14 protein-coding genes are annotated in these 14,512 nt (G+C 57.1%); 4 read left to right on the plus strand and 10 right to left on the minus strand.

Going from position 1 to position 14,512, the window contains the following annotated elements:
* The 3 genes from ACFPQ4_RS15715 to ACFPQ4_RS15725 all read right to left on the minus strand — a co-directional run bounded on the left by ACFPQ4_RS15715 (position 1) and on the right by ACFPQ4_RS15725 (position 4,001).
* A complete protein-coding gene (locus tag ACFPQ4_RS15715; RefSeq protein WP_378112818.1) occupies positions 1–1,020 on the minus strand; it encodes an asparaginase in 1,020 nt (339 codons plus the stop codon).
* A gap of 127 nt (positions 1,021–1,147) precedes the next feature.
* A complete protein-coding gene (locus ACFPQ4_RS15720; RefSeq protein WP_378112819.1) occupies positions 1,148–2,170 on the minus strand; it encodes a glycosyltransferase family 2 protein in 1,023 nt (340 codons plus the stop codon).
* Positions 2,171–2,180: 10 nt separating this feature from the next.
* A complete protein-coding gene (locus ACFPQ4_RS15725; protein WP_378112820.1) occupies positions 2,181–4,001 on the minus strand; it encodes a phospholipid carrier-dependent glycosyltransferase in 1,821 nt (606 codons plus the stop codon).
* A gap of 229 nt (positions 4,002–4,230) precedes the next feature.
* Between ACFPQ4_RS15725 and ACFPQ4_RS15730 the strand changes: the two genes are divergently transcribed.
* The gene (locus tag ACFPQ4_RS15730) at positions 4,231–5,454 is read left to right on the plus strand and encodes an NAD(P)/FAD-dependent oxidoreductase (RefSeq protein ID WP_378112821.1); all 1,224 of its coding nucleotides are present in this window, start codon (positions 4,231–4,233) and stop codon (positions 5,452–5,454) included.
* A gap of 74 nt (positions 5,455–5,528) precedes the next feature.
* On the opposite strand, the gene ACFPQ4_RS15735 is transcribed toward ACFPQ4_RS15730, so the two are convergent.
* Positions 5,529–5,984 (minus strand): hypothetical protein, encoded by a 456-nt coding sequence (locus ACFPQ4_RS15735; protein ID WP_378112822.1) that lies wholly within the window; start codon positions 5,982–5,984, stop codon positions 5,529–5,531.
* Between the two features lie 372 nt (positions 5,985–6,356).
* On the opposite strand from ACFPQ4_RS15735, the gene ACFPQ4_RS15740 reads away from it, so the two are divergent.
* The 3 genes from ACFPQ4_RS15740 to ACFPQ4_RS15750 are packed head-to-tail and all read left to right on the plus strand — an operon-like array spanning position 6,357 to position 9,818.
* On the plus strand, positions 6,357–7,400 hold the full coding sequence (locus ACFPQ4_RS15740) for a nucleotidyltransferase family protein (protein WP_378112823.1): 1,044 nt from the start codon (positions 6,357–6,359) through the stop codon (positions 7,398–7,400).
* A complete protein-coding gene (locus ACFPQ4_RS15745; protein ID WP_378112824.1) occupies positions 7,397–8,578 on the plus strand; it encodes a glycosyltransferase family 4 protein in 1,182 nt (393 codons plus the stop codon). Before ACFPQ4_RS15740 ends, ACFPQ4_RS15745 begins: the two co-directional genes overlap by 4 nt.
* A complete protein-coding gene (locus tag ACFPQ4_RS15750) occupies positions 8,568–9,818 on the plus strand; it encodes a hypothetical protein (protein WP_378112825.1) in 1,251 nt (416 codons plus the stop codon). Before ACFPQ4_RS15745 ends, ACFPQ4_RS15750 begins: the two co-directional genes overlap by 11 nt.
* 476 nt (positions 9,819–10,294) lie before the next feature.
* On the opposite strand, the gene ACFPQ4_RS15755 is transcribed toward ACFPQ4_RS15750, so the two are convergent.
* From ACFPQ4_RS15755 to ACFPQ4_RS15780, 6 genes are all read right to left on the minus strand, one after another.
* The gene (locus ACFPQ4_RS15755) at positions 10,295–11,098 is read right to left on the minus strand and encodes a hypothetical protein (protein WP_378112826.1); all 804 of its coding nucleotides are present in this window, start codon (positions 11,096–11,098) and stop codon (positions 10,295–10,297) included.
* Between the two features lie 9 nt (positions 11,099–11,107).
* Positions 11,108–11,449, minus strand: coding sequence for a hypothetical protein (locus ACFPQ4_RS15760; RefSeq protein ID WP_378112827.1), 342 nt, complete (start codon positions 11,447–11,449; stop codon positions 11,108–11,110).
* A complete protein-coding gene (locus tag ACFPQ4_RS15765) occupies positions 11,450–12,196 on the minus strand; it encodes a hypothetical protein (protein ID WP_378112828.1) in 747 nt (248 codons plus the stop codon).
* 99 nt (positions 12,197–12,295) lie between these two features.
* Positions 12,296–12,790, minus strand: a complete 495-nt coding sequence (locus ACFPQ4_RS15770; protein ID WP_378112829.1) for a hypothetical protein — start codon at positions 12,788–12,790, stop codon at positions 12,296–12,298.
* 358 nt (positions 12,791–13,148) lie between these two features.
* Positions 13,149–13,994 (minus strand): RluA family pseudouridine synthase, encoded by an 846-nt coding sequence (locus ACFPQ4_RS15775; protein WP_378112830.1) that lies wholly within the window; start codon positions 13,992–13,994, stop codon positions 13,149–13,151.
* A gap of 125 nt (positions 13,995–14,119) precedes the next feature.
* Positions 14,120–14,452 (minus strand): hypothetical protein, encoded by a 333-nt coding sequence (locus tag ACFPQ4_RS15780; protein ID WP_378112831.1) that lies wholly within the window; start codon positions 14,450–14,452, stop codon positions 14,120–14,122.
* Positions 14,453–14,512: the final 60 nt, after the last annotated feature.

The following is a 14,512-nucleotide window of genomic DNA, read 5'->3' on the forward strand; positions in this document are numbered from 1 at the left end:
TTACGGCAACATAACTTCCCACTTGCCCGCTTTCTCCCGCGCGTCGTTCAGGAACTCGGCCGGGAACGTGTCCGCGAGGCGCTGCCTCGTTTCGGCCGATACGCCGCCGAACTTGTCGAGCAGCGCCATCGCGACGTAAGGCCACGCGATTTCCGTTCCGTTCGACACCGTGAACGCGACGCCCAACTGCTCGCGCCGAAGCCCGAACGTGAACACGCCATGCGCGCCGCTCTTGGCGACGACGTTCGGGTCCGCCAGCAACAAGCTCGCTAATCGCCGATCCCCTTCTACGAGCAGAGGATGCGCGTTCATCGCCTGCGTCACCGCGGTTGCCGCACCTACGTCAGCTGCACTCACCCCTCCAGCCAAAGCCAGTTCCGGACTAGCCAGACGCCCGTAACCGAACGCCAGCCTCCGCAGCGGCATCGCCGCGACCGGGAAGCCGCATCCGTCGCGCCCGACCGTAACTTGCGAGGCATCCTCGCCCGTCCAGCGCGCGATCGCGCCGAGCACTTCCCGTTGCGCCGGATGATCGGGATGGATATAACCTTCAAGAGGCCAACCCTTCAGCTTGCTCCATGCCAGCACACCCAGATGTTTGCCCGCGCACGTATGGAACAACTTCCGGGGACGCCCGCCTGCCGCCACGTATTTATCGCGATTTCGGCTGCCGACAGGTAACGTCGCTCCTACGGCGAGCGCGTCTTCAGGCACACCCGTTAAAGCCAATATCTCTTCTAAAACGGCTATTTGTTCAGGGCTTCCCCGATGGGACGCTCCCATAAGCGCGAGGTGCCTGGACTCGAAGCCGTACGCCTCCGCCATTCCATCCCCTAACGAAGCGATCGCTTGCATCGGCTTTGCCGTCGATCTCACGTAAGTCGGAACATCTACGTCGCCGACCGTATATACTTCACGGCCATCGATAGCCGAAACGACGCTTATCCGTCCCCGATGCTCGTTCTCGGAAATACCGCCGCGGGTCATCACGACTAATGTCTGATCTTGAGGTGCTTTCATCGCGTTTCATCCCATCCCTTGTTTTCTTCTTCCTAGCGTTGCTCTCTTGTTCAGTTCTATGCGGGAGCAAGCACGCAAGAGACGACCAACCCGCTCGTTGGTCGTCTCCTTCTTGCTAATCGCCGATTCAGTCTCGCGCTCCCGCGCCGACCGGTTGCGCTTGCCTGGTCACTTGCGCTTCGCCGGGAAAATTCACTTTATCCGATACGAGATATAGCGGGCGCCCTTTCGTCTCTTCATAGATGCGGCCGATATACTCTCCGAGCACGCCGAGCAAAGAAAGCGTAATGCCGTTGAACAACAAGCTGATCGCGATCAACGAAGTCCAGCCCGGCTCGGTCGAATTCGTGAAGAAATGCTGGAACAATACGACTAATAAATAAATAAATCCGACCGCGGATAATACGAAACCGAGAATCCCGGCGATCTTAAGCGGCTTCGTCGAGAACGACGTGATCGCGTCCAGGGACAAGCGAACCATTTTGCGAAGCGGATACTTCGTCTCTCCTGCGAACCGCTCTTCCCTGACGTACTCCACGGACGTCTGCTTAAAGCCCGCCCAGCTCACCATCCCGCGGATAAAACGGCTCCGTTCCCGCATTTGGGTAAGCGCGTCGCATACTTTACGGTCCATGAGGCGGAAGTCGCCCGTATCGACGGGAATGTTCACGGACGTCATCGAACGCAGCAACCGGTAGAACATCGCCGCGGTCGCTTTTTTGAACCACGATTCGCCTTTGCGCTCGATCCGCTTGCCGTATACGACATCGTAGCCTTCCCGCCACTTCGCGACCATATCGGCGATCAGCTCGGGCGGATCCTGCAAATCCGCGTCGATCAGGACGACTACCCGACCGCTCGCGTGATCCATTCCTGCCGTAACGGCGATCTGGTGCCCGAAATTGCGCGAGAAATCGACCAGCTTGACCGTACGGTCGCGCGCGCAAATATTCCGAACGATCGACGCGGTCCGATCGCGGCTGCCATCGTTCACGAATACGATTTCGAACGATTCCCCGATCGTCTGCAGTACCGCCCTCAGACGGTTATAAGTCACTTCAATGACTTCTTCCTCGTTATACATCGGAACGATAACGGAAAGGAAGATTGGCTCGTTCACGGTTATAGCCCCTTTCTGTTGCCAACACATACCTACAAACTTAGAAATCCCAGGTGGAGAACCAACGGATCGCGATGTTCATCCAATCTTTGTCGATCGTGATGCCGACGTACACCGGATAAAACCAGACGAACAAGATCGCCGTTATGAATAAGAAAGCGTACGTAATCCTTCGGCCAAGCTCGCTTCTTTCCTCAAGCCATTTGAACACCCAGACGAGGAACAAAATAAGCAGCGGAACCATCGGAAAATAATGATACAAAAACGTGACGCTGCGCGGAGCGACTATCCACGGGACGTAAAACGACAGATAGGCGACCGTAAGCGTTAGGACGATCCGGTCCCTGCGCAGCCATCCGCGGATCCAAGCGATGATCGATAAAATCCATGAGACTATCATCGCCGCCAGTCCGCCCCACCAGATGGCCGGATTTCCCATCGCCACGATGCTTTGCTTCGTATCCGGCGCAAGATCCTTGCCTCCGTAATACCATACCGGTCTCATCATGAACGGCCACGTGTACCATTTCGAGGAGAACGGATGCTTCTCCTTGACGCCTTTGTGGTACTTATATATGTTCTTTTGCTGCTGCCATAAATCCTTGTAGTTTACGCCGTCGTCGGCTTTCGTCGCTTTGAAGAACGGAATGTAGGATGCCGAATAAATGCCGACGGGTACGGCAACGTATAAAATAACGCAAGCCAGCAACGTCAGCAGCAGTTTGGAAGCAAAGCCCCAATCGCCATCCAACCTAGACTCGCGCCAGCGCCGGACGAGCGCGAATAGCAGCAGTAACGCAAGTCCCGCTCCGCCGTACATATAGTTCCATTTTACGGCAGCGGCGGCCCCGAAGAAGATACCGCCAAGCGCCAGCCAGCCGAAGCTTCGCCGGAAGTCGCCTTTGCGCCACGCCGTTTCCCCGTACCGGTACATCGCGTAAAACATGATGATCGTAAACGTTACGCCGATAATATCGACGTTGGCGCTTCTCGAATGCACGAGATGGAAACCTTCGAGCACCATTAGCGCGGTCGCGATAACCGCATAGCGCGTACGTTTGAACATTCCTCGCGCCACGGCGTAGAAAACAGGAATCATCAGCGTACCGAATACGCCGGCCATGAACCGCCAACCGTACGGGGTCATGTCGAACAGCTTTACGCCGATCGCGAGAATGACTTTGCCGAGCGGCGGGTGCGTCCATTCGTAAGGCTCCATGCCTTGAATGAATTCGTACGCGGTTCTGCCGTGATAGATCTCGTCGAAGTACATGCTATTGCGGTAATCCGGGCGATACGGGGCGAACTCCTGCTCGTCGAATACGTTCAGCCCGCTGCCTTCGGTATCGGTACCTGTAACGCCTGACGGTTGGATGTCCGTGAACGGGATCGGCACCGATACGCCTTTCGTGTAGAAGGCCGCTTCATAAAGCCGATATCCCGTGCTTACGACCGTAAAGCGCATATATCTGGCTTCGACCGGCTTGTCCTCTAGCTTCCATGTAAAGACGCGGTTCGTCTTATGCTCGACTTCTATGTAGGGTAACCATTTTTGGCCATCCGCCGACGATTCGATGCGAGTCTTGCCTTTGGCGCCCGGGCCTTCGTACAAATTCAGCCGATCGACATGGCGCATCTCGCCGAAATCGACGACGAAAGCCTCTCCGATCTGGCTTGGTTTCCAGAACGTCTGCGGAGCGGAGCGATTGCCTAAATCCGTGAACGTCATAATGGCGGATATTACGGTAAGCAGCAGCACCCATACGAGATCCGCGCGCGTCCAGCGACTGTTCTCGCGGGGCGAATCGGGGACTAGCTCCCTCATCGCGATATCGCTGCCGGCATAGTTATCTGATTGCATGTCCGTCCTCACTCTCTTGCACGTAGTCTTTCCTATTGTAGTCGAAAGCGCTCTCGTCGGAAAGTACGATTCAACCGGCGCCTTTAGCTTCTACAGCGAAAGACGTCGGGACGGCGCCATAAGTTGCACGGACCTCGATCGTTGCCGCGGCACACGCCCGACTGTATATCCCGCCGCCGTTTTTGGCATATTACTTACTCGTTAATAATAGACGGAGGAACAGTTGCGCATGAGCCTTCACTTTGGATCGTTATATTGGCCGGGAACCTATGCGGACCCTTTAAAATACCGCGCGCTCGAAGGCTGCGTTAGATCGCGCGTCGCCATTATCGGAGGAGGGATGTCCGGCGTCACGTGCGGGTACGTGCTTGCCGGATCCGGAATCGACGCCGTGCTCATCGAGCAAGGCCGTATCGCGGACGGAAGCACGTCTGCCAATACCGGTCTGCTGCAATTCGCCAACGATACGATGCTGAGCGATTTCGCGCGCACGATCGGAGAACGCGACGCGGCGTCTTTCTATCATGCTTGCAGGCAAGCTTCGGAGCAATTGCATGCGATCGCGGAACGGTTGCCCCGCGACGTGCAATTCAAAAGACGCCGCAGCCTGTACTATGCCTCAACGCCGGCAGACGCTCCGGCTTTGCGCAAAGAGTACGAGTATTGGCACCGCCATGGCTTCAGTGCGGAGTGGTGGGATGGACAACGGATTTCGAGACATTATCCGTTTCGCAAAGAAGCCGCCATCTTAACGAACGGCGACGCGGAAATCAACCCTTACTTGTTCGTTCATGCGCTGGCCGAAGAAGCAAACCGACTCGGCCTTACTATCTACGAGCATACGCCGATGCTGTCCGTTCAGCCGGCCGACGCCGGCTCGGGCTATATCGTCCAAACTCCGGACGGAGCGCTGCAAGTCGATCATGTCGTATATGCGGTCGGATACGCGCCAGAGCAAGCCGGGGGCCGTTGGATCCAAGCTAAGCTATGCCGCTCCTATGCCATCGTAACGAATCCGATGCCCAGCCTTGCGGAATGGCCGGAGCGGTGCCTGCTATGGGAAACCGCAAGGTCTTATCTATACGCGCGGACGACGCCGGACAACCGTATCGTGGTCGGCGGGCTCGACGAGAACGTTCGTGTGCCGGTCATCACGCAACGCGAGCTTCGCGTGCATTCTATGCGGTTGCTGTCCGAATTCAAGCTGTTGTTCCCGATGTGGGAACCGGAAATCCGCTACGAGTGGTGCGCCACGTTCGGCGAATCGACGGACGGCCTCCCATGGATCGGCGAAGATCCGGATCGGCCCAGACAACATTATTTACTCGGTTACGGAGGCAACGGGACGATTTATAGCATGCTAGGCGCCGATATTATTCGGGATAAACTGCTCGGCATCGACCATCCTATCGCAAGCCTCGTTCGGCCCGATCGCCCGGTTATCGTTCCTTGAGCCGAGAATTATACCCCATGAAACGCGAAAAGAGCTGCTCGGACCCGCTAGGTCCGGCAGCTCTTTTCGCCGTATTATTCGCTTCCCAAGCCGATCACGTCCGCTGCTCCCGCCCGAGAGAGCAACGCTTCGGCGTTAATGCCTACTTCGGTATCCGTAACGAGAACATATCGCCCATTCTCGATCGCCTTGGCGCAGCGTCCCGCCGCATCTCCCGGAATGCCCATCTCTTGAAGCAAATCCGCGCTCGCCTGGAATTCGCCATTGAAATCGGAGGATAAAACTACGCCCAGCGGGCCGCCTCCGGTCGTCGAAATGCCTACCGGCAAAGCGGCGTTCCCCGCAATCGTCGTAAGCAAAGTATCTCTGTCCGTGTCGTCGCCGCGCGTCAATTGAATCTCGTACAGCTCCTCGATCCGGATGTCGCCTTCGGAAGACAGCCGGGGCGCGCCTTCCCGGTTGTTCACGATAACCCGGAGATCATCCGCCTCCGCGCCTGCTTCCCGCAGCATGCGAATGGCGTCGAGCACGCCTTCTTCCCTTTCGAATATCGCAATGTTTTCCGTAATGCAGCACCCTCCATTCACAATTCCCCTATAAAAGCTTGCAACATTGGTATACCCAGAATGCGAAGCTTTGAAACCGTTCTTCTAGCTACGGACAGGCTGGATGGACAATAGCCGAAGCATAATCCTATTTCAAGCCAAGTATATTTCAAATAATCGACGCATCGCCGTAGCTATGTTTGCTTCACATTCGATATAGACGCTTCCCTCCGCTTCGCCGCGATGGAAGCGTCGTTCTTTTTCGCGGGAGGTGATGACAACCAAGGTGATCGCGTTAATAGGTCGTCAATGGACCCAGCGGAAAAGCAGATTAAAAAAAAGGGAGGTTGATCCCGCATGAAAGCATTATTTCTAGCCGGCGGACTTGGAACCAGATTACGGCCCCTGACGGAACATCTTCCGAAACCGATGGCATTGGTTGGCAATCGACCTTGGCTGGAGCATCTGCTGCTTAACTACAAGGCACAAGGCATTTACGAGTTCGTCGTCGCCGTCAAACATTACCGCGAGCTGATCGAGAGCCATCTAGGCGACGGTTCCAAGTACGGGGTTCGCATAGACTATGCGGTCGAAAGGGAGCTGCTCGGAACCGCTGGCGCGATCAAAAACGCGGAGCATCTGCTTAGCGATCGGTTCATCGTCGTCAACGCGGATATTATTCATCAGGTAGACCTAGCTTCCGCATTGAAATTTCATGAGGCGCACAGAGGCGTAGCGACGATCTGCCTGACGGACGTCGACGATCCCTCGCACTACGGCGTCGTAGTGCAAACGGATGGCGGGCGAATCGTCGACTTCGTCGAGAAACCGAAAAAAGAAGCGGCGCCGTCAAATCGGATCAATGCGGGCATTTACATCATGGAGCGCAGAGCGCTTGCTTTCGTTCCGGCGGGTAAGGCGGTATCGATCGAGAGGGAGACGTTCCCGCTCCTTATCGACAACGGGAGCGGCGTATACGGCCATCCGATCGGCGGCTATTGGATGGACATGGGAACGACGGAGCGCTATCGGCAGCTGCATTGGGATTTGCTCGATCGCCGGTTTCCGGTCGCCATCGGCGGCCAAGACATGGACAATAAGGGAATCTGGCTCGGCGACAACGTCCGTGTCGGCCAGGGCGTCTTGTTCGTTCCCCCCGTCATGATCGGGGACGACGTCACGATCGGCGACCGCGCGATTATCGGCCCGTATGCCGTTATCGGCAACGGCAGCAGAATCGGCAGACAAGCGCGCCTGTCCTACTCGATCTTGTGGGACCGTTGCAGGGTGAGCGCCGGCGCTCAGCTTAACGCGTGCATTTTCGGCGCCGGCATGCAAGCCGGCCCCCATATTCTGCACGAAGCCGTATGCAATCGTAACCTGGAGGTGCATCGCCGTTGAACGAACGCAATCCTCAGATCGCCTATATTAGCACCTACGTACCGAAAAAATGCGGGTTGGCCACGTACACGCACCATTTGCGGGAAGCCGTTATGAATGCCAAAGGATATCCGTCTCTCGATCCCGTAGTCACTTTATGCAATCCGGATGAACGTTCGGAGTACACGGAGCCGTGGATGCTTCCGCTCATCAAGCAGGATCAGGACGATTACCGCGCCGTCGCCGATCTCATTAACCATAGTTCTATCGACGTCGTATCGCTGCAGCACGAGTTCGGTATTTTCGGCGGAGACGCCGGCAGCCATGTCATCGAACTTATCCGGCGATTGAAGAAGCCGGTCGTTACGACGTTCCATACCGTTTTCGAGAACCCCGTCGCCCCATACTCGGACGTACAGAAGCAAATCGCCCACTGGAGCGATCATCTTATCGTCATGAACCGTAAAGGCGTCGGTTATTTGCAGGATAATTTCGGTCTGGCGGCCGAGAAAATATCGTTCTTTCCGCACGGCTCGCCGGTTCCGAGCCGGGCCGATCGCGCGAACGTACGGCGCGAAGCCGGCTGGGAGCATCGCAAAGTGCTGTTCACGTTCGGTCTGCTCGGACGGAGCAAGGGCATCGAGTTGATATTGAAAGCGATGACCCGCGCCGTTCAGGCGGTGCCCGAGCTGTTGTACGTGATCGCGGGTCAAACCCATCCGGAAGTTCGGAAGCACGAAGGCGAAGCCTACCGTAACGAACTGAAGACACTCATCGGTGCGCTCGGTCTCGAGCATCACGTGCAGTGGATCGATCAGTACGTTCCCGAAGACCAGCTCGTCTCTCTCATTTCCGCATGCGACCTGTACGTCACACCGTACCCCGGAATGGCGCAAATTACGAGCGGAACGCTTGCTTATGCAGCCGGCTTAGGTCGTCCAATCTTGTCGACGCCTTATATTTATGCAAGAGACCTCGTTCAAGGGCACGAGGAGATGTTGCTACCTTACGGAGATCCCCATGCGTGGGGATGCAAAATGATCGAGCTGTTCACGTATCCCGGCATGCTGACGGAATGGGAGCATACGATGGCCGACATCGGGCGGGGCATGCACTGGCCGCAAGTGGGGGCGCAGCATTTGCGGCTATTCCGGCAAGTCGTTCAAGGGCAAGGCGACGGAATTGCCGATGTCGTGTGAAGCAAACCAGGCGGTTCGTCCCGATGCTCCGCCTTCGTTCGTCCACTTGCGCCGACTGACGGACGACACCGGAATGCTGGAGCATGCGCAGGGACGTATCCCCCGCCGCAAAGAAGGCTACACCGCGGACGACAACGCCCGCGCGTTATGGACGGTCACCGAGTGGTTGAACTTAGACGGTTATGGCGAGGCGAAAATGCCCGAAAGCGATCGAACGGAGCTTATGCGGCTTGCCGATACTTATATCGCTTATTTGCTTTGGAGCCAGCACGACAATGGCTGGATACACAACAATATCGCTTACGATCGCACGCCGGAACACGAGGAACGTTCGCACGATTGCCAGGGCCGCACGATCTGGGCTTGTGCGGACGCTTGGGTTCGGCTGGCGCAACCTGCGCGCGCGACGGCTAGATTTCTAATCGAACGCGCCATGCCGACGCTCGGGCACATCGATTCGCACCGGGGGCAAGCGTTCGCGATGGCCGCGTGCGCGCATTTGCTGGATGCCTCGGACTGCGGCGTCGTCTCGTTGCCAAGCGACGTGCGATCCGAGCTGCAGCACCATATGCTGCGATTCGAGGCGGTGCTTACCCGAGCGTTCGACCATTTCGACGACGGAAGATGGAGATGGTTCGAGCCCGCCATGACTTACGGCAACGGCGTGCTCCCTTGGGCGATGCTGAGGACGTACCGCTACACCCGCCGTTCAGGTACACTGGCTATCGGTCTGGAGAGCTTGGTCTTCTTGCTGGAGAGAATGACGGCCGAGGGAGGCTGGCTGCGACCGATCGGCAACGAAAGCTGGTGCACGCACGATCGTTCGAGCCGATGGGACCAGCAACCGCTCGAGATGTTCAAGCTGGCGCTGGCCTTGGAGGAAGCCGCGCTTATCGCACAACCACCCTCGCGCGGTCTAGGCGAGGCGCTTGTCGGAGCCTCGTCTGCTGCAACGGGCATCGAGGGTAATCCGGCTCACGCACATCCCCCTGGTAATGGGGGTGAAAAAGGTCCTCGCGAGAACGGATTTTATCCGCTCGGGGACGCCTCGACGCATTACCGTGCCATCCGTGATCTGTGCAGAGACTGGTATTACGGAAATAACGACTTGCGCGCCCCGCTCGTCGACCCGTCGGACGGAAGCTGCTGCGACGGGCTTACCCGCTACGGGCCGAATTTGAACTGCGGCGCCGAAGCGACGATCTCTTACTTAATGACGGAAGCTTTATGCCGGCGATAGGAGTACCGCGATGTTTTTTCTCAGAACAAAAAAATCCCCTCCAAGTGAGAGGATTTAAGAGTATCGCTATTAATTTAATTTTTTTGCCACGACAGATGCATTAACGTTTGTTGCAATACCTCCAGCTAGCGTCTGCAACGTCACCGCTGCAGCGGAAGTATGATTGCGCAAAGTTAAGATATCGTTAACCGCAATTTGGATTATCGCCTGTCCGTTGTTCTGCTGCGTGCCTGCACCAGAACCGTATACCGTGTTCAGTACCGGATTGCCGTTAATGAACAGCGCAAACTGGCTGGATTCAAAAGTAGAAGCAGAGAATGTGACCTCATAAACGCCTGCAGTTGTAAAAACAATATCTGAGGATCCGGGAGCATGAGTGATTCCAGGTGTGATTAAACCTGTTGAATCAAAGAGAACCGCGGCCTCTATTGCAACCGGTGCTTGAGCAGTTAAATTATAGACGTACGCGTATTCGGCTAGCCCTGCTCCTGTTGCTCCGGTGGCACCCGTACTGCCTGTTGCTCCCGTAGCACCAGTTGCACCTGCATCGCCTGTTGCTCCCGTTGCGCCCGCATCGCCTGTTGCTCCCGTTGCTCCCGCGTCACCTGTTGCTCCTGTTGCTCCCGCATCGCCTGTTGCTCCTGTTGCCCCAGTTGCTCCCGTGGCACCCGCGTCACCTGTTGCTCCTGTTGCTCCTGTTGCTCCTGTTGCTCCTGTTGCTCCTGTTGCTCCTGTTGCTCCTGTTGCTCCTGTTGCTCCCGTTGCTCCCGTGGCGCCAGTATCGCCTGTTGCTCCCGTTGCTCCCGTTGCTCCCGTTGCTCCCGTTGCGCCTGTTGCACCTGTTGCTCCCGTTGCACCTGTTGCTCCTGTTTCACCCGTTGCACCCGGTGCACCTGTTGCACCTGTTTCACCCGTTGCACCTGTTGCTCCAGTGGCGCCTGTATCGCCTGTTGCTCCTGTTGCTCCTGTTGCTCCCGTTGCACCCGTATCACCTGTGGCGCCTGTAGCTCCTGTTGCTCCCGTAGCGCCCGTATCACCTGTTGCACCTGTATCGCCTGTTGCACCCGTTGCACCCGCTGCACCTGTTGCTCCTGTTTCACCCGTTGCACCTGTTGCTCCAGTGGCGCCTGTATCACCTGTTGCTCCTGTTGCTCCTGTTGCTCCCGTTGCACCTGTTGCGCCTGTTGCTCCCGTAGCGCCCGTATCACCCGTTGCGCCCGTGGCACCCGTATCACCTGTGGCGCCTGTAGCTCCTGTTGCTCCCGTAGCGCCCGTATCACCTGTGGCGCCTATGGCGCCTGTAGCTCCTGTTGCTCCTGTTGCTCCTGTTGCCCCAGTTGCACCTGTATCGCCTGTTGCACCTGTTGCTCCCGTTGCGCCCGTGGCACCCGTATCACCCGTATCACCTGTGGCGCCTGTGGCGCCTGTGGCGCCTGTAGCTCCTGTTGCTCCCGTAGCGCCCGTATCACCTGTGGCGCCTGTAGCTCCTGTTGCTCCTGTTGCCCCAGTTGCACCTGTATCGCCTGTTGCACCTGTTGCTCCCGTTGCTCCCGTTGCACCTGTTGCGCCTGTTGCACCTGTTGCTCCCGTTGCACCTGTTGCACCTGTTGCTCCTGTTGCACCTGTTGCACCTATTTCACCCGTTGCACCTGTTGCTCCCGTGGCGCCTGTAACGCCTGTTGCTCCCGTTGCACCTGTTGCACCTGTTGCACCTGTTGCACCTGTTGCTCCTGTTGCTCCTGTTGCTCCCGTAGCACCCGTTGCTCCTGTTGCTCCCGTAGCACCCGTTGCTCCTGTTGCTCCCGTAGCACCCGTTGCTCCTGTTGCTCCTGTTGCACCAGTTGCTCCTGTTGCACCTGTTGCGCCTGTTGCGCCTGTTGCTCCTGTTGCGCCTGTTGCGCCTGTTGCGCCTGTTGCGCCTGTTGCGCCTGTTGCGCCTGTTGCGCCTGTTGCTCCTGTTGCGCCCGTTGGACCTGTTGGACCTGTTGCACCTGTTGCTCCTGTTGCTCCTGTTGCTCCTGTTGCTCCTGTTGCTCCTGTTGCTCCTGTTGCTCCTGTTGCTCCTGTTGCTCCCGTTGCTCCTGTTGCTCCTGTTGCTCCCGTAGCACCTGTTGCTCCTGTTGCTCCTGTTGCTCCTGTTGCTCCTGTTGCTCCCGTAGCACCTGTTGCTCCTGTTGCACCTGTTGCACCTGTTGCTCCTGTTGCTCCCGTTGCACCTGTTGCACCTGTTGCACCTGTTGCACCTGTTGCTCCTGTTGCTCCTGTTGCTCCTGTTGCTCCCGTTGCTCCTGTTGCTCCTGTTGCGCCTGTTGCGCCTGTTGCTCCTGTTGCGCCTGTTGCTCCTGGTGCTCCTGTTGCGCCTGTTGCTCCCGTAGCACCTGTTACTCCAGTTGCTCCTGTTACACCAGCACCCGTTGCTCCAGTTGCTCCTGGTGCTCCCGTTGCTCCCATAGCACCCGTTGCTCCAGTTGCTCCTGTTACACCAGCACCCGTTGCTCCAGTTGCTCCTGGTGCTCCTGGTGCTCCTGGTGTTCCCGGTGCTCCCGGTGCTCCCGGTGCTCCCGGTGCTCCTGGTGCTCCCGGTGCTCCAGGTGCTCCTTGTGCTCCCGGTGCTCCTGGTGCTCCTTGTGCTCCCGGTGCTCCCGGTGCTCCTGGCGCTCCTTGTGCGCCCGGTGCTCCTCTTGCTCCAGTAGCCCCTTTTGGTCCTCGTCGTCCTCGTGGTCCACGTTGTCCTCGTTTACAAGTGCAATCGCATGTTTTCTCCTTACAATCGGAGCATCGTTCTTTATCGCATTTACAATCCTTGTTACCACAATGATGGCATCGTTCTTTGTCGCATTTGCAATCCTTGCAACCACAATGATGGCATCGTTCTTTTTCGCATTTGCAATTCTGGCGACCACAATGATGGCATCGTTTTTTTTCGCATTTGCAATTCTGGCGACCACAATGATGGCATCGTTTTTTGTCATCTTTGGTATTATTATTCCCCATAAACCATCCTCCTTTTATTGTAAAATATTAGGAATAATGCGAGAGTGACACGGCTAGTCCCGTACAGTTTTCAAAATTTCCGCGCGTTTTTACCTTGCAGAAATAAAAATATGCTAGCATCTATAAGTAGAAGAGATAGACTGCCCAGTTAAGCGATCCCATGCTCCCTAAGCACGCGAAGACGGGTACGCGCTAATTCCACTTACTTCGATTGCCGCAAAAGTAACCTACCGCGAATCCGCTGGTCGAAATTCTTGCACGCCTACGCAGAGCGAAAAACGAAAAAACCGATTGCATCAGCAATCGGTTTTTCATTATGGATATTGTTTTTCCTAATTAATCTTGACGCAGCTTGTCCAGCGCTTCGTTGAAATCGTCCGGCAACGGCGCGCGGACCGATTGTTGCTCACCCGTCCACGGATGGCTCCAAATCAACCGATCGCCATGAAGCGCCTGCCTAGACATAATGCCGCGCTTACCGCCGTACATGCCGTCCCCGGCAAGCGGATGATTGATCGAAGACAGATGCACCCGGATTTGATGCGTTCTGCCCGTCTCCAGCCGCAGCCGCACGAGCGTATGATCGCGAAGCCGTTCGACGACCTCGAAGTGGGTGACCGCGGGATCGCCCGTATCGCTTACGCGCCGTCTAGTCGAGTGATGACGGTCTTGTCCGATCGGCTTGTCGATCTTGCCTTTGTTGCCTTCCACGTAACCTTCCGCTAACGCGAGGTACAACCGCTCGATCTTCTTCTCCCGCATCGCCTTATCATATTGATAATGGGCAAACTCGTTTTTCGCGTAGAGGACAGGTCCCGTCGTATCCTTATCGATGCGGTGGATGTGTCGTACCCGTATTTCCTGGCCCGACATTTCGTAGTAAGCGGCGACCGCATGCGCGAGCGTCTTCCGTTGGCCGTGCTCGCTCGGATGCACCTCGATCCCCGCCGGCTTGTTCACGACGAGCGTGAATTCATCCTCGTATAAAATATTCAGTTCCATCCAGTCCGGCGGAAAGTCGCGCTGTTCCCGAGGGAACAAGTGCAAGCGCAAGTTCGGTCCTTGTACGAGCAATCCGCGCGTCTGCAGCAGCTTCGATATGAGCTTTGGCGCTAGCGGCAAATAAGCCGTCAGCTTGGATAACGGCGCGCCGGTCAAGTGATCCGGCAACCGAATTTCCATCCATTCTCCTTTGATGCGTCCCATCTTAAGAAGCGACGACGGATCAACCTTCGCCGCTGGCGCTACCGATCTCGGATGCCCCGAAGCTTGCGTATCTCTAATCGAACCGCCGCGCGAACCGCGAGCTACCCCTTCGCTTCGTCCAGCGCGTCCCGCGTTCTCGCTACGTCCCCCGAGTACCGGGCTTTCACTTCGTCCCGCGCGAAACGGACCTTCACCGCGCGAACCGCGGTTCGCCGATTCGTTTCTTCCGCCGCGACCGACGCCTTCGTTCCGCGTCCCGCGTCCGGTGCTATCGCTGCGACCTCCGCGACTCGCATTCTCGTTGCGACCACCGCGTCCTGCGCCGTCGTTACGACCGCTTCGTCCCGTGAATTCGCCGCGTCCACCACGGCCAGCGTTGCCGCTCCCGCGTCCGCCGCGATCGGATCCTCCCGACCGGCCTCTGCCTGCTCCACTCATCTCTATAAACCTCCGAACTGTTCCCGTGCGCGCTCGGCTTTGCCAGCCGAATCACG

The sequence above is a fragment of the Cohnella yongneupensis genome (assembly GCF_042655785.1).
GTDB lineage: Bacteria > Bacillota > Bacilli > Paenibacillales > Paenibacillaceae > Cohnella > Cohnella yongneupensis.